Origin of the sequence: Enterococcus sp. AZ077 (assembly GCF_051714965.1) — a bacterium.
In the GTDB taxonomy this organism is placed as follows: domain Bacteria; phylum Bacillota; class Bacilli; order Lactobacillales; family Enterococcaceae; genus Enterococcus_B; species Enterococcus_B hirae.
The window spans coordinates 1229325-1249267 of the sequence record NZ_JBIOSX010000001.1 but is presented as its reverse complement, the minus strand read 5'-3'; the positions used below and the strand labels follow the sequence as shown (position 1 = coordinate 1249267).

Here is a 19943-nt window from a genome sequence, read left to right as displayed (position 1 = left end):
TTTCTTAACATCAAGAAAGCATTTGGTTTTCATTAGAAAGAACGGTATACTTAATACTGTATTTTATTTGGGAAGGAAGGTCCGTATGTTTTTTGCAAATATCATCAAAGCAGCTATCTTAGGAATTATCGAAGGGATTACCGAGTGGTTGCCGATCAGTAGTACTGGTCACTTGATCCTAGCAGATCAGTTCATCAAGCTAGACGCTAGCACACAGTTTATGTCGATGTTCAACGTCGTTATTCAATTAGGTGCTATTTTAGCAGTCGTCGTTTTATATTTTCATAAATTAAATCCCTTTTCTCCAAGCAAAACCACTATTGAGAAAAAAGATACTTGGACATTATGGTTCAAAGTCGTAGTCGCTTGTATTCCAGCAATTATTATTGGATTACCTTTAGATGATTGGTTAGAAGAACATTTTCATAAATTTCTACCAGTTGCGATCGTCTTAATCGTTTATGGGATTGCATTCATTGTTGTGGAAAAAAGAAACAAGACAAAAACACCACGTTGGACAACCTTAAACGATTTTACTTATCAAGCGGCGTTACTGGTTGGATTATTCCAAGTATTAGCGTTAGTTCCTGGAACTTCTCGTTCAGGAGCTACGATCCTCGGAGCCATTTTGATTGGTGCTTCTCGATTTGTAGCAACAGAATTTTCATTTTTCCTTGGTATCCCAGTGATGTTTGGTGCCAGTGGTTTAAAAATCGTGAAGTATCTAGCTGAAGGAAACTCCTTTAAAATGGAAGAAACGATTATTTTACTCGTTGGAACCCTCGTATCATTTATTGTCTCCGTTTTAGCCATCAAATTCTTGTTAAGTTATTTGAAGAAAAACGACTTTACAATTTTTGGTTGGTATCGGATCATTTTAGGGATCATTTTGATTGGTTACTGGTTTATCGCAATGTAACTGAATAAAACGAAGTCAAAGCACCGTATGATTACGGTGCTTTTTTATATTTATTCTAATTATCCCCTTTCCAAAAAAGCGTTATTCTAAATGATAACTATTATCGTTCTCATTTAGCGATTTTTATTATCAATTAGAATTTTGGTGTGGTATATTGATTTTGTAAAGGAGGAAACAAATATGACTCGTTTAATACAGACATTTATCCCGACAATCGGTTGTTTATTACTTATAATCTTAGGTTTGGCTACTCAATCTTTTGTGCCTTTTCTAAGTATCATCTTTTATTTAGGCGCCATCTCATTCGGCGGTTTCAAGCAGACTCGTGAAGGGTTGACCGAACTTTGGCAGGAAAACACATTGAATGTTGACTTATTGATGGCCTTGGCAGCAATTGGCGCTTGTTTGATCGGTAATTTTTTAGAAGGTGCGATGCTTACGTTTATTTTCTGTTTAAGTGGCGCTCTCGAAGAATATACGACCAGTAAAAGTCAGCAAGAAATTACCGCTTTAATGAATCTACAGCCACGAAAAGCACAACGTTTAACTGCAAACGAAGAATTAGAAGAAATAGCTGTAACTGATCTTAAGATCAATGATCGGGTATTTGTTCCAAAAGGTGGAACGATCCCAATTGACGGCTATTTAGAAAGTCAACAAGCAACGGTTGATGAAGCAACATTGAGTGGTGAATCTGTACCAGTTGAAAAAGTCCCTCATGATGAGTTATTTGCAGGAACGATCAATCGAGGAAATCCTTTAATCTTACAGGTGACTAAAAAAAGTGATGAGACCGTTTTTGCTAAAATCATCCAGCTGGTTGAAAAAGCACAAAGCACCCCTACAAAGACCGCTTCTTTTATCTCTCGTATTGAAAATACCTACGTTAAAGGTGTGTTAGTCGTTGTTCCATTAATGATTCTTGTTTCATATTTCATTTTTGGCTGGAGTTTTCAAGAAAGTTTTTATCGGGGAATGGTTTTACTGGTTGTCGCCTCTCCTTGTGCGTTGGTTGCCTCTGCGACACCTGCAACACTAGCAGCCCTTTCTAACGCTGCCCGCAACGGTGTGCTTATCAAAGGTGGACTCCATTTAGAACAATTAGCTGATTTAAAAGCAATTGCCTTTGATAAAACCGGAACTTTAACGAAAGGTAAACCGATAGTAACTGATAGCTATTTTGTAAAAGATCAGAATCTGGCGCAACAAATCTTAGTTTCAATGGAACAAAAAACAACGCACCCCTTAGCTCAAGCAATCGTAACACATTTTGACATTGCTATACCAAAAGACATCCAAAAATTACCAATCGAAGAAATCACGGGGTTTGGTTTACGAACAGTTTACCAAGAAGCTCAGTGGATTGTAGGTAAATGGGAACCAGAAAAAACGTCGATAGCTGAAAAAGAACTTCTTGATAAAATTCATTTACTCGAACAACAGGGAAAGACAGTGATTGTTTTAACCAAAGACAATCAATTGATAGCACTCATCGGCTTATTAGATGTGCCGAAAGAAAATGCCCAACAAGTCATTGACTATTTCAATAACCAGCAAATTGATACTAGCATGATCACTGGAGATAACCAAGGGACTGCTGCAGCTATTGCAGAGAAAATTGGTGTTCAACACTTACTGGCTAACTGCACACCATCGGATAAAACACACTATGCACAACAGCAAAAAGAAAAGTACGCTGTCACAGCAATGGTTGGTGATGGTGTCAATGATGCCCCAGCTCTTGCAACTGCTTCACTAGGAGTAGCCATGGGACAAGGAACGGATGTCGCTATGGAAATCGCTGATATCGTCTTGGTAAAAAATGACTTGCAAAAATTAAGTTATGCCCACCGTCTTTCACTAAGAATGAAGAAAATCATTAAGCAAAATATTATTTTTTCTCTTACAGTGATTTGTTTACTGATCCTTTCTAACTTTCTGCAATTTTTAAATTTACCTCTTGGCGTGATTGGTCATGAAGGAAGCACGATCTTGGTTATCTTAAATGGGTTACGTTTATTGAAACCCTTACCTGAAGATACTTCCAAAAAATCACGTTGCACTGGCTGTCCCTTACAGCCGAATCACCACTCTATCTAGTTTTTCCACTCTGATGAACCTCACTTTTGTAACCGTTGAAAAAATGATATGATTGATGGCAGGAAAGTGAGGTTCTTTTTTTATGGAAAGTTGGATTTTTCTTGGATTGATCATGGTTGTTGCCCTGCTTGCTAAAAATCAAAGCTTGATCATCGCTACAGGTTTTATATTACTAGTCAAATTGATACCGACATCGAAAGTGTTTCTTACTTGGCTTCAAGGCAAAGGAATTAATCTAGGAGTCACCATCATCACAGCTGCTATTTTAGTTCCAATCGCTACTGGCGAGATTGGCTTAAAAGATTTACTAGATGCCTTTAAATCACCCATCGGTTGGATTGCTGTGTTTTGTGGTGGTCTAGTAGCCGTCCTTTCTTCCAAAGGAGTCGGTTTGATTGCTTCAGACCCGCAGATTACTGTTGCATTGGTTTTTGGAACAATTCTCGGAGTCGTTTTCTTAAAAGGGATCGCTGCTGGTCCAGTCATTGCTTCTGGTATTACCTATTGTCTCTTGCAATTATTTTCTTTAAGTAAATGAAAAAATCGAACACAGTTAAAGTGTTTTGAGTCCTCTGAATCGAATCGTTCGTGATATACTTATTCCGAGGTGATCACATGTTAGAAAAATTAAAATACTTTATCGGCACGGTTGGTTGGTTTTTATTAGCGATCGTATTGATTTTAGGACTAGCTTATCTTTTATTTCCAGATCTGATCCAAAATGTGTTCAATACCTACTTTAATTGATCGTGAAAAAAGTAAACCCGATAGATGAAGTGAAAAAACTTTATCTATCGGGTTTATTGTTTTTCCATTTATCTTTACTTATGGAATCTACTTGATAAAAGTTGCGTGAGTTTCATCAAGTATGTTTTTAATGTTCCTACCTCTTCCTCTTACCCCTACACCACTTACCCCCTTTTATGTTTCCTAAAATATTATTAAATAATCCTCATTTCTTTTTGGCTCCTCCTTTCATTTTTTGTTATACTAGAACACAAGATAGCATCACTTATATTTTTAATCATTCGCTATTATGCTTTATATATAGAAAGGAAAACGCTCATGGAAACCTTTGAAGGTCTTTTAATTGATACGTATGTCTTACAAGAACAACCTATGATGTTGACTGGCTTAAATCTTCAACTGGAAGATCGTGTCATTAACGGTCTGTTGAAAGATCGTTACTTGGCAAAATATATTCTTCGGCTCCCTTTAAATAAATATGTATTAGAAGTCAGTGGAAAATGGAACCGCCGCAATCAATTAGTCATCAAAAAAATGATGATCAAAAATATTGATGAATACATTAAAATTATTGGGACTCCGGAATAAATTTAGCTACACCAACGGTTAACGGTTATAAAATAACTAAAGAATGGTATCGTTATGATTGCTTAGTCTACAAGGAACGTATCCCTTTTCAAAAAAAGCTTTGCAAACGGTTCGCTTTGTTATATAATGTTCGAGTACCAAACAGTCCCATTCAAATTTTGTTTAAAAAGATAAATTTATCTGCTTTGGTTGAACGCTATTGTCTCCCACAATAGCGTTTTTTATTTGTCCATTTTCCTTCTCTTTCAATGCTAGTAGAGCCTAGAATTAAGTTTCTTTTAGTGTTAAGGAAAAAAACTTGTCATGTTCATATTGCAAAGATTACTTCATTTAGGTATAATAATGAATGTTGAATTATGCGGTAACACGCGTAAGAACTTAATTTATCGGAGGTGAAACTAATGCCAAACATTGAATCTGCAATCAAACGTGTTCGTACAAGCGAAAATGCGAACGTTAAAAATTCATCTCAAACAAGCGCTATGCGTACTGCAATCAAAAAATTTGAAGATGCTGTAGCTTCAGGTGCTGAAAACGTAGATGCGTTATATAAAGAAGCTGTTAAAGCTATTGATATGGCTGAAACAAAAGGTCTAATTCATAAAAACAAAGCTAACCGCGACAAATCTCGTTTAAGCAAAAAAATCGCTAAATAAGGAAATCGGCTACGGCCGGTTTTTTTATTTTGTCTCAAACAGTCTATTCGATCACCCTTCTGTTGGGTTTCTTTCCATTCTTTTTATTAGTAAACCAGCTGCGGCTGACTCAGCACTTCCTACTCTAAAACAATTGATGTCTAAAAAACGCTCAAAACATCATCGTTTCAAGCGTTCTTTTTGGATTTATTTCGATTGTTTTTCTCTTCTTTTTAACTCTTCAAAAGCTGACCTGTTCGTAAGACAAATAATTGAAAGCTTAATTCTTTTTCGATTTTACCACTTTTGATTTGGTAATCCATTTCAACCAGATCGTCAAATAAACGCCTTAGGATCTTTTCATCAAATTTACGTACCTCTTGCATCGCCAATTTTACACGGTAAGGATGTATCTTTAAAGTCTCAGCAATATTAGCCTGCTGATAACCGATTTTCATCAAAAACTTGGTCTGTAAAAACAAACGTATTTGTGAAAGTAAGATGGCATTGATCTTAATGGTTTCTTCTCCTTGGGTAATTAAGTCTTCAAACAACCGTAGCGCTTGTTCTGTTTTCCCGGAAAGAATATATTGTGTCATATCAAAAAGATTATGTTCCAAGGTTTTAGGGACTAACTGTTCCACTTCTTTAACAGTGATCAGTTCTTGTTGTTGCCCATACAATAGTAATTTATTCAGTTCCCTCATCATTTTTGATAGATCGAGATCCGTTAACCGTAAAAATAGATCAATCGCTTTACGGTCCATTTGAAACGGTGCATTTTCCAGTGTATTCAATAAATACTGACGTACTTCTTTTTCATTCAATTGCTGAACATTGATGGTCACAGCAGCTTTTTTTAATTGTTTCGTTACTTTTTTTCGCTCATCTAATTTCTCATAGGGAGCAAAAAACACTAAAACTGTTGATTCTAAAGGTTCTTTTAAATAATCAATCAGTAGATCCGTATTTTGTTCAATCCCATTATTCACTTTTTCAGCTGTTAAAAAGTAGGGATTTTCTACAAATACTAGGCGTTGATCACCAAAAAATGGCAAAGTCTCTGCCTCAGCAACCACCTCATCAATACTAGCATTCCCCATATCAAAACTTAAGAAATTCAAGTCATCTTGACTATCGATTTGAATTTTTTTCTGAATTTCTGCTCTTACCTGATCCTGTAAATATTTTTCAGTACCTAGAATCAAATAACAAGGCGCAAGCTTTTCTTTACGGATTTTTTGTAAATCTGCTTGAATACTCATTTCGTTCACCACTTTCAAATTTATCCTACCATGAGTAGCTGGGAATTGCTAGTCTATCATTGTGTGGATCTTCCCCTCTGGATACCAAAAGGGATGCCATTTAAAAGTAATTGCGCCTTGACGGTCGGTACGCAAAGGAGTGACTTTATTCTGCTTTAACGTCGCTAGTACGTCTTCATGAGGATGACCAAATAAATTATTCACGCCACAGGATAAAACACCATAGGTTGCTTCTAATTGCGAAATGAACTGTGGATGACTAGATGTGCGGCTGCCATGATGTCCTAATTTGATCACATCCGCTTTTAAATCTGGATAAGCGTTTCCGATCTTTTCTTCTGCAAGCTGATCTAAATCACCTAAAAAGAGAAAACGACAGGATTGATGAGTCACTGACAAGCCAATTGAATCTTCATTCTCCCCCTTCCCCTGGGTAATCGGAGACAACACAAAAAAATCAAAATAACCTTTGATCCAATCACCCTGCCTGACTTCACAAATAGTGGTTCCTGCTTTTTCCAATTTCTGCAACTGCGCATAAAGCCAAGCACTCCTGCCAGATCCCCACCCAATATAAATCGTATCGATCTTGAAATGTTTTGCTAATGTTGTGATCTCTCCCACATGATCGATATCGTCATGCGTCAATATCAGTTTATTGATGCGCCGAATACCATTTCCTTTTAAAAATGGCACAAGATTAAACTCTGCAGGTGGTCTAACCCTTCGCTCTTGCCATGCTTCTTTTTGAAAACCCAATTTCCCACCAGTATCAATCATAACAATTTCTTTTAAAAACGGCGCTTTGAAAAGAATACTGTCTCCTTGCCCCACATCGTTGAAAGTGATACTACTTCCGAATTGAAGAAAACGACCAAAAATGAGAATAATGGGCACAAGGAGTGCAGCGGTCACGCATTGACAAGGTTTATGTTGTTTTTTCTCTATAAGCCATAAAAGAAAGCCTAAACTAAATATTAACAACCAGCCATTCGGTCGCCCAATCACTAGATTGGCAAATCTCAACGAATCTAGTAAGCTCTCGAAATGGACTAAAAAAGAATTAAGCAGCTCGCTAACACTTGGAGGTAATACCCTGCCAAAAACAAATAAAAACGTCAAACAAGGAAGAAATACTTTCTTAAAAACAGGAGCAAAAAGAAGAGTCAACATACTCCCTAATAGTGGCCACTCATAAAAATGCCAAGCTGTCAGTGGCATGATGCCGATACTAAATAACACGATAGTAGTGAACTTTTGAAACTTAGTGGTTGGGTGAGACAACAAAAGAAAGAAGAAGCTCATTCCTAAACTTAGCTGGCCCTCTACTTGGAAAAGACAAAGCGGCTCGATCAGCAAAAGTATCCATAAAATAATCGAATAATGATCGAAAGAAGAAAATTTGACATTGAGGAGTTTTAGCCCTAATTTCAATAAGAATGACAGCCCCGCTCTTTTCACTGACACAGAGCCCCCAGATAAGCTAAAATACCCCAAAGTCCCCCCAACTAGTGGGAGATAACTAGCAGTTAATGTCATCCCTCCTCTGCGAAACAGATAATAGAGCCAACCTAAGTAAGTTTGGATGTGCATGCCTGACAAACTGAATAAATGAAGTAAGCCAGTTTCTTTATATGTGTCTTCTGATGCTAAAAACTGACTATCTTTATAGCCAAAGATCAAAGCATTCATATAGACACTCACCTTGTGACTAAAGTGTTCTTGAATAAACGTAATAGACCTTCCTCGTGTTCTGCTCAGCATATTCTGCCAAGCATTACGATTCAAATGTTCTTTGATCTGGCGTATCTGAAATCGTCCTTTGATCCGATGTATTTGGTCATACTTTTTTTGATCAAACCCATAAGGATTCCTTTGTTTGGAAGTTTCTTGGTAATCCCCGACTACAATTAATTCAATCGCTTCATGTCTAAGAACAAGAAAAGAATTTCTTTCTTGTTCAGATTTGGCATAATAGCTGCAAGAAATCTTTTGCTTGTCCGTTGTGTGCCCAATAAAAGTCACTAAATCTCCATTCATTTTCACTGTGTCTGAGGCGACCATGATACGTTCAAACGTCCTTTGATCATCGATTGGTTTTGTTTCTTTAAGCCAGCAAGAAAATAAAACCAGCGTACTACAAATGAGACTTAAACCAATAATTTGTTTATTTTCTTTCCGTAAAAAAAACAAAAAAAATCCAGCGAAAATCAAACGATAATGCCATCTGTCTGTATAATAAAACAAACAAATAAAAATCGAAGAAATCGCTGGAAAAATGAATCGATTCTGTGTTTGATCACAAAATCTACTAAACATGTTCTCCTGATAATTCTTTTTGGAGTTTAGAAAAGTGAGTAGAATCCAATGATACTTGATGAACAGTTGCACCTAATTGTTCGATCAATGATTGTGCATACGGATCATTTCGATAATCATGTAAATAGTTGATTTTTTTGATTCCTGCTTGTAATAAGGCTTTTGTACAAGCTAAACAAGGGAAATGAGTCACGTAAATCTCTGCGCCCTCCGTAGGTATGCCTAGTTTTGCACATTGTAATAAAGCATTCATTTCCGCATGGATCGTTCGCAAGCAATGACCATCGACGATATAACAGCCTTCATCAATGCAATGAACATCCCCACTAACAGCGCCATTGTAGCCTCCAGCAATGATCCGTTTTTCTCTTACTAAAGTTGCGCCGACTTCTAATCGTGTACAAGTACTTCTCAATGATAATAATACTGCTTGAGCCATAAAATATTGGTCCCAAGGAATCCGTTCATTGCTCATATTAGCCACCTCTATCGTTTATTCTATAGTAATTGTAACGAAGTTTTTGATTTTTTCAACTGTCTTCTGACCAATTCCGTCTATTTCTTGAAGCTCGTCAATACTTTTGAACGATCCATTATCTTGTCTATACTGAATAATTTCTCGGGCTTTTTTTTCACCGATCCCCGGTATTTGTTGCAATTGCGAAAGATCAGCGGTATTAAGATGCACTCGATCTGGATTTGTGTCCGCTGAATCTACCGTCGCTAGACTAGCATTTGAGCTTTCTGGAATTTCTTCGCCTACTTCAGGAACGTACAGCATTTGTTGATCCGTTATTTTTGCTGCAAAGTTGATCTGTTTCTCGTCAGCTGATTCCGTCAGCCCACCTGCTTTTTGAATGACATCAAAGACCCGATCTTCTGCCACAAAAGCGTACATTCCAGGTCGTTTTACCGCTCCTTTCACATCGACATAAATCACTGACCTAGTCGATGTACTCACCGTTTCATCAATTGGCTTCGTTTCAGAACTGTTCTTTTCCGGAGCCTCAATCGATTGGTTTGTCAAAAATAGTTGATCCTTTTTACTTAATTGACTGAAAAAATGAACCATCATTCCACCAAGGATGATGACCCCTATGATGCCAAAGATCCCTCCGATCACAAATTTTGGTGAAGAAAAGTTGCTAGTGTAGAAACGCTTTCGTTTGTTTTTCCATTCTTCGCTCATTGTGACAATTTTCCGATTGGTTTCCTTTCATTAAATTATGAAGAAGTTTTTCTCTTCATGATTAAATACGTCAAATCATTTTTCTACATGAAAATAAACCTACTTTTGGGACAATTATTTTATGAAGAATGAATCTTTCATACCTTTAAACATTTCAGGAATAGGCGTTAACATAGGGTCTATATTTCTCTTTTCATTACCTAGCAAAAACCATCAAAATCACTTTTACTGACTTTGATGTTTATCTATTTTTCTATTCGTTTTTTAAAAATAGTTTCAAGTTCACACTCTTAGCGAAGCTCTTCCTTGATTTTTTTGAGCATGTACCCGACTTACCTAAGCAATCCTAAATACGATATCTTTGCCACTGTCTCTCTAGAGGCTATGTACAATTATTCTCACTATACTAAAACGCAACGCCTCGATTATATCAACTTTCCCAGTGTTCAAATCTCCTAAATAAGTCAAAGACTCGCTTCTCCTCATGAACAATCGTGAGCTAGTTTACATAGATTTTATAAGATATTTTTTTACGGACAAAATATTCCATTGTCTAAACTAGTCGTTATACCATATCCAGATAGGTAACTAGTACGATTACGAGACATGTAACGATCATGTAAATAATGTTTTCTAAGCGTCTTGTATGATTTTTTAGAATAATCCCAGGATCAGTAGAATTGAAACTAGTCCGATACTCGATTGGCACAAAATTACCGATACATATTCCGAATAACAAAAGTAAAAAAGGCCAATTTGTAATAACTCCTCTATTCATAAACGCACCTATGATTGAGCTAACATAAATCACTAATTGAATCATTATAATTACAATCGCTTTTTTTCTCATCATTAATCCCCTCCAAGTAAATTTAGAAAAACAAACAGGACTTGATCACAAAATAAAAGTGGTAGTTGGTTTTAAATAGATTTCAAGAATAAAATTCTCCAGCTCTTTCCTCTATTTTCAGAATACCCAATGAATCGGATAAATGTAAAAATCAAAAGCTGTGTGCCAACGTAGTTTTTACTAGGGAATCAGTAAAAAAACACTGACTTAGAACGATCTGATCATCTTACTGTATTCATTTTTCTGTCCTTCGATTATATCATACATCTTCACTTTATTTCCTATTTTTTCATTTCACCGAAAATTTTTCCATTATAAGTTTAAACTCTTTATCAACTGACGCAGTAAAAAATAACTTTACCTTTACTGATCAAACGAATAAAAAAGCTTACCTCATACACATAGATCCCTTCATGGCTAGTTTCTATTCATTTTAGTTTCTCTATAAAAAAGAGACAGACAAGCTTTCCGTTAAGGCTGAGTCATTGAAAACATCAATCTTAAAGGAAATTTTGTCTGTCTATTTATTCGTTCAAAAACCGTTTCATGAACAACGATAAAAAAATGTTGTTGAAACAAAACGATTTATAATGAATCTTTAGTTCATCTTTTCTAAATAATCAAGGGCATCTTGGACGGTTTTCACTGGTACAATTTTCATTGAAGAGTTCAATTCTTTCGCAGCAGCTTTGGCTTCTTCGTAATTGGTTTTGATTTCTGGATGTTTCTTCTTGATTTCATCTGAGATTGGATCATCCGGTGCAAAGAATATTTCAACGCCAGCTTTGTCTGCACTAGCCACTTTTTTATCAATACCACCAATTCGCCCAACTTCACCGTCGCTATTGATCGTTCCAGTACCAGCAATTTCTTTCCCTTGACGAAGATTTTTACCGGTCAATTGTTCATAGATTTCCAGGGTAAACATCAAACCAGCAGACGGCCCTCCGATTGATCCTGAATTAATCATTACATCTGTATCCGACTTGATACTCGTATGATCGGTTAAAGTAATCCCAATCCCTGCTTTATTATCCGTTGGCAGTTCGATCAATTTACCTGAAGTTTCGTTTTCTTTGCCATCTCGGAGATAGGTGATCGTGACCGTATCGCCGACTTTTTTACTTTTGACATACTTCATAAATGCTTCTGCACTTTTAAAGGTTTGTCCATCAACTTTTGTGACTGTATCACCAACTGCTAATTTTCCATAGAAATTGGAATTCTTCTCGACACTCATGACATAGACACCTTTAAATTCCATCTGGTAAGAGCGCCCTGCCAATTTTAGCGCTTGCTCAATCGCTGCATTTTGGGAAGACTCCATATAATATTGTTGGATTTGATTGTATTCTTCGCTAGTCGCCCCGCCAGTCAACTCCTCAGCGCTAATCAAATCTTCAAACGGTGCTAGCTTGGCTTTGACTGCTGTAAAACCAGTTGCTCGACGGATGCCCACTGAAGTTAATGAAAAGGAACCTGAATCTTTGTCCTTTTTCCCATTGACGGTAATCAGCTCTTTCAAATTGATGGTTGCTCCTGGTGCTTCCACATAAAAAGGAAGTGGAATTACCACGAACCCAATAATAAATATCCCTAAAAAAATGACAAGAATTGTCTTTAACCATCTTTTAAAGTCCATCATTTTCACGCTTTCCAGCTAACGCTTCGTTGATTACTGGTGGAAGATAGTCACTGACATCTCCCCCAAAGTGTAAGACTTCTTTTAATAAACTAGAACTAACGTGACTATATTCTTGTTTAGCCAATAAAAAGACCGTCTCGATTTCTTGATTTAAATGATGGTTCATTTGAGCAATATCCCGTTCATATTCAAAATCCTTTACACTACGGATACCACGAATGATGGTTTGAACAGCTAATTCATTCGCAATCTCGACTGTTAATTGATTTTCCTGGTGGTACACTTTAACATTCGGAAGATGACGAACAGCTTGAGTAATCAATGTAACTTTTTCATCAACGGTAAATAGATGTTTTTTTGACGTATTCACAAATACCCCAATGATGACCTCATCAAACATTTTTGCTGCTCGTTCGACCATATCTAAATGCCCATTCGTGAACGGATCAAAGCTGCCTGGAAACAAGGCTTTTTTCATAGGTCTTCCTCTTTTCTGTAGATAGTCACAGTTGAAATACCATACGTTTGTTTTCTGATTTGCGTAAAATCAGCAATCTTTTCTGGTAATTCCACTGTTTTATCAGTTTCACATACAATAACTGCCGAATCATTAAAAAGGTCCAGCTCCGTCATTTTGATTATTTGGTCAAGAATTTTTTGTTTGGCATATGGTGGGTCAAGAAATAAATAATCAAATTTTTGCTGATCATTTGCCAGCTTTTCGATGGCTTTGTCCGCATCAAGTTTTAACGTGGTGAATTTTTCTGGCTCTTTCGTTACTTTAATGTTTTCTTGAATTATTTTTAGCGCTTGGTAATTTTTGTCTACACAAAAGGCATGCCCACAGCCACGAGAAACTGCTTCGATAGCTAACCCGCCACTACCAGAAAATAGGTCTAAGACTGTTTCTCCGTCGAAGTAAGGACCGATCATATTGAAGATTGATTCTTTCACTTTATCTGTGGTGGGACGTGTATTAGCCCCTGCTAAACTCTTTAAGCGTCGTCCACCATATGTTCCTGATATGACTCGCATTGACTCACTCCTTTTAAAAATCGTGCTGTTAATAGTATACCAAAAAAAAAGATAAAAAAACTTGGATCGCCATTAATTTCATGCTTTCTCAAGTTATTTTTATCTTTTTTATTTAAGAGATGAATGATTTACACAAAACAGGTTTAAAAGACATGGTCTGCTAAACGAATCTTAGTGTTGATCTCCTCAATCTCAAAACCTTCTTCTTTGACTGGTTGCTTCGTACCAATCTTATCAGCAAAGTTCATTTCGACGTCTGGACGATAAGAGCGTTCAACTTTGCGAACAAAATGAAGTTTGTTGATTCGTTCTGCAGTTTGCTCAAATGTGTCTTCATTCAAATACAATACGACATATTTCATTTTACGTGAAACGTAATGAAGCAATCCAACTTTCTTCAAATTTTTTAATTGTTTCAAACTGTATACCCAGACAATCAACCCACGTCGTTTCGTTAGTTGAAATTCATTTTTTTCATCATTCATGACAGTTACCTCCACATCCACTACGCCTCTTTTGTTCAAAAAAAGGATTTCCCGCATCAATTTTAATCGTCAACGATACCGTTTCTGCTAACTGTTGGCTAATTTTATCCAATAGATCTTGCAATTGTGTTTCCATAAAACGAAAATCCGCTACTTTTTCATGCAAATCAAGTTGGCGTTTGGCTAACCGAACAGCTCTTTGCTTCTCTCGAAATTCTGGTGCATATTTTTGATAAGGAACAACTTTTTCAAACTGTTCTTTTTTTATTGAGAAATCATTAATCAATAAATTGACATCCGCTGATTGTTCCATCACTTTTTTAGCTATTAAATATTTTTTCATCGTCTCGCTTTTTTTGATACAATTGGATAAGCTCTGACATTGATCTTCTAAGGCAAATAATTCCTCATTGATTATCACTGCTATCGGTACTCTCCTTAACTTCTTCTTGCATTAAGACTAACATATTTTCTTTTGAAAAAGCAATTCCTAATAGATCGGAAGTGTTAACTAAAAAGCGGTCGTGATAGTACGGATCACTATACAAAAATAAAAATGTAAACGTTGGATCAATCACTGGATGGGTAAAGACACCGGTCGATTGGGGAAGCTTTCTTTTTGCGACTAACGAATCAATTTCATCAGTAGTCAATGAAAACTTAGCAGTTGCGTTTGTACTACCCGCTATTTGTTGCCATTCTGCTAATCGTTCTTTCGTCAAAATATCTTCTGGTCTATTAAGATAATCACTTAAAAGCAATTTCGTTTGAGTAGAAAAACCGGTCGTCTGCTTATAAAGTGGTAAGCGATCCAATTGCCTTAACTGATTCAACAATCGAACACTATGACCTTCTTTTGCTTGATTGATTTCAGCCCAATCTACTTGATCATCTATTTTATATTGCGGTAAGTCTGAACCAAATACTTGATAGGGATGAAGTTTCAACAAACTAGCTTTATCCAAATAAACGATCGAAAACAGTCCATTACTACTTTGGTCGAAGAATAAAATAGCAAACGTATCATTATCAAACGCAATCAACGGTCGATAATTCATATCTTCTTCCATCAATTCGATCCCGACATCTGTTCCATTGTATTGAAAATTAAAATTCGTATAGATCGTGGTGATCTCTGTTAGATCTTGCATTGTCATCCCTAAGTAAAAAGGAGCAATCGTTGAGTTGTCCGTATTTAATACTTTAATCGTGGAAACTTTATCTTTTGTGATATTCGCTTCAAAGGATAAGTGATTGATTTGATCATGGTAATATCTTGTTTCAAAACCAAACCCACTCGTCAAGCGTTCATAGGGATCACCAAAACGTTGCTCTAATTCATCAACTGATTGACCAACATACGTGGAAAAGCCAGATGTTTCCAACTTCTGGTATTTCCACGTAGTCATTTGATTTTGAGTGATTTGCTCTGAGCTTTTTTTTACTTCAAGTTTAGGAGGAAACAACACCGGCTGCATGTAAAATGCAATGATCACTGATAACAATATCGCACCAAATAACCCTAGCCGTTTCATCTTTTTCCCACCTTTATTTTTCAGTTACTTCAATCAATAAGTCACCAGAAGCGATCGCATCGCCATCTGTTACATAGACATGCGCAATTTCACCATCAAAACGAGCTTCAATTGCTGTTTCCATTTTCATTGCTTCCGTGATCATCAATGTATCGCCTTTTTTAACATGATCCCCTTTTTTGACTAATACATCTAATACAGAACCAGACATCGTTGCACCGATATGTTCACGATTTGTTGGTTCAGCTTTCACACGTGTTTGTACAGTACTGATGATCGAATGGTCGTTCACTGTAATTTCACGACGTTGGCCATTCAAGTTAAAGAATAAGACACGATTTCCTTCAATATCTGGTTCGCCGATTTCATCCAAGCGAATAATCAAAATCTTGCCTTTTTCAATCTGAACATTCACCGTTTCTCCTAAGCGAATCCCTTGGAAGAATGTTGGTGTATCAAGTAATGTCACATCACCAAATTGATTATAGGCCGCTTGATAATCTAAAAAGACTTGCGGATACATCAAGTAGCTCAGCACTTCTTCTTGTTTAGGTTCATAGCCGATTTTTTCAGCTAATTCTGCTTTGACTTGTTGGAAATCAACTGGTTTAGCTAAAGCTCCAGGACGTTCAGTAATCGCTTCTCGTCCTTTAAGGATGATCTTTTGTAATTTTTCCGGGAATCCTCTAACCGGTTGTCCTAGCTCTCCTTGGAAGAAAGTAATCACAGACTCTGGGAAACTCAATGTTTCACCTTTTTCATAGATATCTTCCTCCGTTAAATCATTTTGAACCATGAACAAGGCCATGTCTCCTACAACTTTTGATGAAGGGGTAACTTTCACGATATCACCAAACATCAGGTTCACTGTATGGTACATCTGTTTGATGTCATCCCATTTATTTCCTAAACCAACTGCTTTGGCTTGTTGTTGGAGATTAGAGTATTGTCCACCAGGCATTTCATGCATATATACTTCTGTTTCTGGTGCATTCAAACCGTTCTCAAATGGTTTGTAATACATACGGACATCTTCCCAGTAATGATTCAATTGTTGTGCATTTTGAATATTGATCTCTGGCAACCGTGGACCGTTGACCAAAGCATAATACAAACTGCTCATACTTGGTTGACTTGTATTCCCACTCATCGCACTCATCGCCACATCAACGATATCTACCCCAGCCTTCGAAGCTGCAGAATAGGTAATGATTCCATTTCCACTCGTATCATGTGTATGAAGGTGGATTGGCAGATCAGTAGTCTCTTTTAATTCACTGATCAAGCGATAAGCAGCTTGTGGTTTCAGCAAGCCAGCCATATCTTTGATCGCAATGATATGCGCCCCAAGTTGTTCTAGTTCTTTCGCCATGTCCTTGTAATATTGGACATTATATTTTGCACGACTAGGATCATTGATATCTCCGGTATAGCAGATCGCAGCTTCTGCAATCTTACCTGTGTCTCGAACCGCTTGGATACTTTTTTCCATTTGCGGTACCCAGTTCAAACTGTCAAAGATTCGAAACACATCAATTCCTTGAGTCGCTGCTTCTTTCACAAATTCTACTAAGACGTTATCTGGATAATTGGAATAACCGACTGCATTTGAACCTCTGAACAACATTTGTAACAGCGTATTTGGCATCAATGCTCGGATCTTTCTTAATCTTTGCCAAGGATCTTCATTCAAGAAGCGATAAGCGACGTCAAAGGTTGCTCCTCCCCACATCTCACTTGAGAATAGTTCAGGTAATCCTTCACCGGTCAATTGAGCAATCTCTTTAAAGTCTTTCGTACGAACACGAGTTGCTAATAAACTTTGATGAGCATCTCTAAATGTCGTATCAGTCAATAACAAGTTTTCTTGCGATTTGATCCATTGGACTAACGCATCCGAACCATCAGAATCTAAAACATTTTTTGCTGTCAGATAATCTGGGCGTTTAATCAAATCTTTCGGTACCCGAGGAGATTCATAAAATGGTTTTTCACCATTTTTGATTCCCGGGAAGCCATTCACGGTAATTTCACCGATGTATTTCATTGTTTTATTTCCACGGTCGCGTAAACGAGGGAACTCAAACAATTCTTTTGTATTATCGATAAATGTCGTTTTAGCGTTTCCCGATTGAAATTCAGGATGGGAAATCACATTCAACATAAATGGGATATTGGTTTTGACTCCACGAATCCGAAATTCTTTTAAGCAACGTTCCATTTTTTGGATTGCCGTATCAAAATCTGCCGCATGCGTACAAACTTTGACTAAAAGTGAATCAAAGTATGGGGTAACCACATATCCTGCATAAGCATTACCGACATCTAAACGCACTCCGAAACCACCAGGTGAACGGTAAGTATCGATTTTCCCTGTATCAGGAAGAAAATGATTCAACGGGTCTTCTGTAGTGATCCGACATTGAATCGCAGAACCATTTAGTTTGATATCTGCTTGTTGCGGCAGACCAATTTCACTGTGTAAATCTTTCCCTTGGGCAATCAATAATTGAGTAGTCACGATGTCCACATCGGTAATCATCTCTGTAATCGTATGTTCCACTTGGACTCGAGGGTTGACTTCGATAAAATAAAAGTCATTTCCTTCAACTAAAAATTCAACCGTCCCAGCATTGACATAACCAACGTGTTTCATTAATTGAACGGCTGCTTGACAGATGCGTTCGCGTTGTTCAGTCGACATGGAGACACAAGGTGCTACCTCTACTACCTTTTGGTGACGTCTTTGTACAGAGCAGTCTCTTTCAAATAAATGGATCACATTTCCATGTTTATCGCCCAAAATTTGGACTTCGATGTGTTTAGGATTTGCAATATATTTTTCAACATACACTTCATCGCTGCCAAAAGCCGCTTTTGCTTCACTTTTCGCACGATCATAGCCTTCTCGAGCGCTTTTTTCATCATGGGCGACACGCATTCCTCGTCCCCCACCACCTAGAGCGGCTTTAATCATGATCGGATAACCGTACGTTTCAGCAAAAGACAAAGCATCTTCGACCTTTTCAATCGGTCCATCAGTCCCAGGAATCGAAGCAATTCCAGCTGCGATAGCTGCTGCTTTTGCTTTGATCTTGTCACCAAAGATATCCAAATGATGTAAGTCTGGTCCTACAAAAGTGATGCCTTCTTCCTTGCATCGTTTTGCAAAACTTAGATTTTCAGATAACAACCCATAGCCTGGATGGATCGCATCCGCTCCACAGGCTTTCGCAATGGCAATAATCCCTTCAATATCTAAGTAAGCGTCAATCGGTTTTTTCCCTTCGCCAACTAGATATGCTTCATCTGCTTTAAACCGGTGCACGGAATACTCATCTTCTTTTGCGTAGATACCTACAGTTTTAATTCCTAATTCTGTACATGCTCGAAACACTCGTACAGCAATTTCTCCTCTGTTAGCAACTAAAACTTTTTCCATCAAACCACTCCTACATCTTTTTAGTATAAACCTAAACTTTTTCGTTTTTCATCTGCACTGATATTCAAGACGAAGCCAACACAAATGGATAACATCAATAAACTAGATCCTCCCTGACTCAAAAATGGGAAAGTGATCCCAGTTAACGGAATAACGCCTGTTATCCCTCCCAAATTGATAAATATTTGGATCATGAACATGGCACCAATCCCAATACATAATAGAGAATTAAATGGATCTTTTGAGCGAATCCCCACCAAAAAGATCCGAACAATCATGAAAAACAGTAAAGCAAGAATCAAGATCCCCATGATCACGCCTAACTCTTCTACCACAATGGCATAAATAAAGTCCGTCTGCGCTTCATTTAAAAAACCTTTTTTCTGGATACTATTTCCAAGACCTCGACCAAAAAGCCCTCCATTGAACATCGCATAATAACCATTAGCTAATTGATGACCTTTGTTCAACTCGTCAGAAAAAGGATTTTGATAAATGGCAAATCGGTTATAGATATATTGTAAACGTCCGGGAAATATTTTCCCGTGGGTGATATTGATCAACCAGATTGCTAAAGCACTCAAGCCAACCCCACCGACCCCAACGATCAACGTATAAACGTAGTTGATACCACTAGCCAAAAGTAAGACTAAGATAATTAAAAAAATGACAGTTGCATTACCAAAATCGGGTAAAATAGCAACTAGCGCTGTTAGTGCCAACACTAACAGTAACGGTCTTTTAACAGTAGAAACAAAATCTTTTTGAACGCTTCTTTGTCTTTTAGATAACGTTAATGCTAAGTACCAAATCACAATGATCTTTAAGTATTCAGCTGGCTGGAGAGAGAATCCAGCGATTTGAAGCCATCCTTTCGCTCCATTGATCTCTTTCCCGAAGAATAAAACGATCAATAGCAAGATCGTCAGTACAGCAATAGCTGCCATAATCAGTCGTTGATTTTTTAATACGGATGTTTTCATTTTATATAAAAGTCCAATAGCTACTAAGCTAACGCCCCAAAACAAACTTTGGTTAAAAAAAGAGGCGGAAGGACTGCTTCCATTTTCTAGCAATAAATAAGATGATGAACTATAGACCATGATTAAACCTAAAATACATAGAATCAAGTAAGGAATCAAAATACTATAGTTTAATAAATGCCTTTTTTTTACTTTCTTAGGCAAGT

Annotated in this window: 19 protein-coding genes; 6 read left to right on the top strand and 13 right to left on the bottom strand. The window is 37.2% G+C overall.

The features are described 5' to 3' along the window. Positions 1-85: 85 nt before the first annotated feature. The 6 genes from IGL28_RS05770 (at position 86) to rpsT (ending at position 5010) form a co-directional block, all read left to right on the top strand. Complete coding sequence (locus IGL28_RS05770; protein WP_010737464.1) at positions 86-919, top strand: undecaprenyl-diphosphate phosphatase; 834 nt, start codon at positions 86-88, stop codon at positions 917-919. A gap of 180 nt (positions 920-1099) precedes the next feature. Then, positions 1100-3019, top strand: coding sequence for a heavy metal translocating P-type ATPase (locus tag IGL28_RS05765; RefSeq protein ID WP_081129080.1), 1920 nt, complete (start codon positions 1100-1102; stop codon positions 3017-3019). Between the two features lie 82 nt (positions 3020-3101). Continuing rightward, positions 3102-3557, top strand: a complete 456-nt coding sequence (locus IGL28_RS05760) for a DUF441 domain-containing protein (RefSeq protein ID WP_081129081.1) — start codon at positions 3102-3104, stop codon at positions 3555-3557. A gap of 77 nt (positions 3558-3634) precedes the next feature. Continuing rightward, a complete protein-coding gene (locus IGL28_RS05755; RefSeq protein WP_010719339.1) occupies positions 3635-3766 on the top strand; it encodes a hypothetical protein in 132 nt (43 codons plus the stop codon). Between the two features lie 318 nt (positions 3767-4084). Continuing rightward, entirely contained in the window at positions 4085-4354 is a 270-nt protein-coding gene (locus tag IGL28_RS05750) for a hypothetical protein (RefSeq protein ID WP_005878685.1), read from the top strand. 401 nt (positions 4355-4755) lie between these two features. Then, positions 4756-5010, top strand: coding sequence for a 30S ribosomal protein S20 (rpsT, locus tag IGL28_RS05745; protein ID WP_010719340.1), 255 nt, complete (start codon positions 4756-4758; stop codon positions 5008-5010). A gap of 212 nt (positions 5011-5222) precedes the next feature. On the opposite strand, the gene holA is transcribed toward rpsT, so the two are convergent. The 13 genes from holA to IGL28_RS05680 form a co-directional block, all read right to left on the bottom strand. After that, positions 5223-6266 carry a DNA polymerase III subunit delta gene (gene holA / locus IGL28_RS05740; RefSeq protein ID WP_034700673.1) on the bottom strand — a complete coding sequence of 348 codons (1044 nt, stop codon included), beginning with the start codon at positions 6264-6266 and terminating at the stop codon, positions 5223-5225. Positions 6267-6302: 36 nt separating this feature from the next. Beyond that, positions 6303-8573 (bottom strand): DNA internalization-related competence protein ComEC/Rec2, encoded by a 2271-nt coding sequence (locus IGL28_RS05735; RefSeq protein WP_438843915.1) that lies wholly within the window; start codon positions 8571-8573, stop codon positions 6303-6305. Then, positions 8566-9048, bottom strand: a complete 483-nt coding sequence (locus tag IGL28_RS05730; RefSeq protein WP_010719343.1) for a ComE operon protein 2 — start codon at positions 9046-9048, stop codon at positions 8566-8568. Before IGL28_RS05730 ends, IGL28_RS05735 begins: the two co-directional genes overlap by 8 nt. 18 nt (positions 9049-9066) lie before the next feature. Next, on the bottom strand, positions 9067-9762 hold the full coding sequence (locus IGL28_RS05725) for a helix-hairpin-helix domain-containing protein (RefSeq protein WP_081129084.1): 696 nt from the start codon (positions 9760-9762) through the stop codon (positions 9067-9069). 565 nt (positions 9763-10327) lie between these two features. Further along, positions 10328-10540, bottom strand: coding sequence for a hypothetical protein (locus tag IGL28_RS05720; RefSeq protein ID WP_232622365.1), 213 nt, complete (start codon positions 10538-10540; stop codon positions 10328-10330). Between the two features lie 670 nt (positions 10541-11210). Further along, the gene (locus tag IGL28_RS05715; protein WP_025480486.1) at positions 11211-12254 is read right to left on the bottom strand and encodes a SepM family pheromone-processing serine protease; all 1044 of its coding nucleotides are present in this window, start codon (positions 12252-12254) and stop codon (positions 11211-11213) included. Then, the gene (gene coaD, locus IGL28_RS05710) at positions 12244-12735 is read right to left on the bottom strand and encodes a pantetheine-phosphate adenylyltransferase (RefSeq protein WP_010719347.1); all 492 of its coding nucleotides are present in this window, start codon (positions 12733-12735) and stop codon (positions 12244-12246) included. Before coaD ends, IGL28_RS05715 begins: the two co-directional genes overlap by 11 nt. Beyond that, entirely contained in the window at positions 12732-13313 is a 582-nt protein-coding gene (gene rsmD / locus IGL28_RS05705; RefSeq protein ID WP_223603477.1) for a 16S rRNA (guanine(966)-N(2))-methyltransferase RsmD, read from the bottom strand. Before rsmD ends, coaD begins: the two co-directional genes overlap by 4 nt. Before the next feature lie 122 nt (positions 13314-13435). Further along, entirely contained in the window at positions 13436-13777 is a 342-nt protein-coding gene (locus IGL28_RS05700; protein WP_081129086.1) for a YlbG family protein, read from the bottom strand. Continuing rightward, positions 13770-14198, bottom strand: a complete 429-nt coding sequence (locus IGL28_RS05695; RefSeq protein ID WP_081129087.1) for a YlbF family regulator — start codon at positions 14196-14198, stop codon at positions 13770-13772. Before IGL28_RS05695 ends, IGL28_RS05700 begins: the two co-directional genes overlap by 8 nt. Beyond that, the gene (locus IGL28_RS05690) at positions 14185-15312 is read right to left on the bottom strand and encodes a CAP-associated domain-containing protein (protein ID WP_081129089.1); all 1128 of its coding nucleotides are present in this window, start codon (positions 15310-15312) and stop codon (positions 14185-14187) included. Before IGL28_RS05690 ends, IGL28_RS05695 begins: the two co-directional genes overlap by 14 nt. A 13-nt stretch (positions 15313-15325) precedes the next feature. Then, a complete protein-coding gene (locus IGL28_RS05685; protein WP_438843914.1) occupies positions 15326-18754 on the bottom strand; it encodes a pyruvate carboxylase in 3429 nt (1142 codons plus the stop codon). A gap of 20 nt (positions 18755-18774) precedes the next feature. Further along, the gene (locus IGL28_RS05680; RefSeq protein ID WP_010719353.1) at positions 18775-19941 is read right to left on the bottom strand and encodes an FtsW/RodA/SpoVE family cell cycle protein; all 1167 of its coding nucleotides are present in this window, start codon (positions 19939-19941) and stop codon (positions 18775-18777) included. Between the last annotated feature and the right edge of the window lie 2 nt (positions 19942-19943).

Excerpts from the sequence above, each read along its gene's own strand:
- IGL28_RS05770 (WP_010737464.1), top strand. The coding sequence starts at position 86 with ATGTTTTTTGCAAATATCATCAAAGCAGCTATCTTAGGAATTATCGAA.
- IGL28_RS05765 (WP_081129080.1), top strand. The coding sequence starts at position 1,100 with ATGACTCGTTTAATACAGACATTTATCCCGACAATCGGTTGTTTATTA.
- IGL28_RS05760 (WP_081129081.1), top strand. The coding sequence starts at position 3,102 with ATGGAAAGTTGGATTTTTCTTGGATTGATCATGGTTGTTGCCCTGCTT.
- IGL28_RS05755 (WP_010719339.1), top strand. The coding sequence starts at position 3,635 with ATGTTAGAAAAATTAAAATACTTTATCGGCACGGTTGGTTGGTTTTTA.
- IGL28_RS05750 (WP_005878685.1), top strand. The coding sequence starts at position 4,085 with ATGGAAACCTTTGAAGGTCTTTTAATTGATACGTATGTCTTACAAGAA.
- rpsT (WP_010719340.1), top strand. The coding sequence starts at position 4,756 with ATGCCAAACATTGAATCTGCAATCAAACGTGTTCGTACAAGCGAAAAT.
- IGL28_RS05735 (WP_438843915.1), bottom strand. The coding sequence starts at position 8,573 with ATGTTTAGTAGATTTTGTGATCAAACACAGAATCGATTCATTTTTCCA.
- IGL28_RS05730 (WP_010719343.1), bottom strand. The coding sequence starts at position 9,048 with ATGAGCAATGAACGGATTCCTTGGGACCAATATTTTATGGCTCAAGCA.
- IGL28_RS05725 (WP_081129084.1), bottom strand. The coding sequence starts at position 9,762 with ATGAGCGAAGAATGGAAAAACAAACGAAAGCGTTTCTACACTAGCAAC.
- IGL28_RS05720 (WP_232622365.1), bottom strand. The coding sequence starts at position 10,540 with ATGAATAGAGGAGTTATTACAAATTGGCCTTTTTTACTTTTGTTATTC.
- IGL28_RS05715 (WP_025480486.1), bottom strand. The coding sequence starts at position 12,254 with ATGGACTTTAAAAGATGGTTAAAGACAATTCTTGTCATTTTTTTAGGG.
- coaD (WP_010719347.1), bottom strand. The coding sequence starts at position 12,735 with ATGAAAAAAGCCTTGTTTCCAGGCAGCTTTGATCCGTTCACGAATGGG.
- IGL28_RS05700 (WP_081129086.1), bottom strand. The coding sequence starts at position 13,777 with ATGAATGATGAAAAAAATGAATTTCAACTAACGAAACGACGTGGGTTG.
- IGL28_RS05690 (WP_081129089.1), bottom strand. The coding sequence starts at position 15,312 with ATGAAACGGCTAGGGTTATTTGGTGCGATATTGTTATCAGTGATCATT.
- IGL28_RS05685 (WP_438843914.1), bottom strand. The coding sequence starts at position 18,754 with ATGGAAAAAGTTTTAGTTGCTAACAGAGGAGAAATTGCTGTACGAGTG.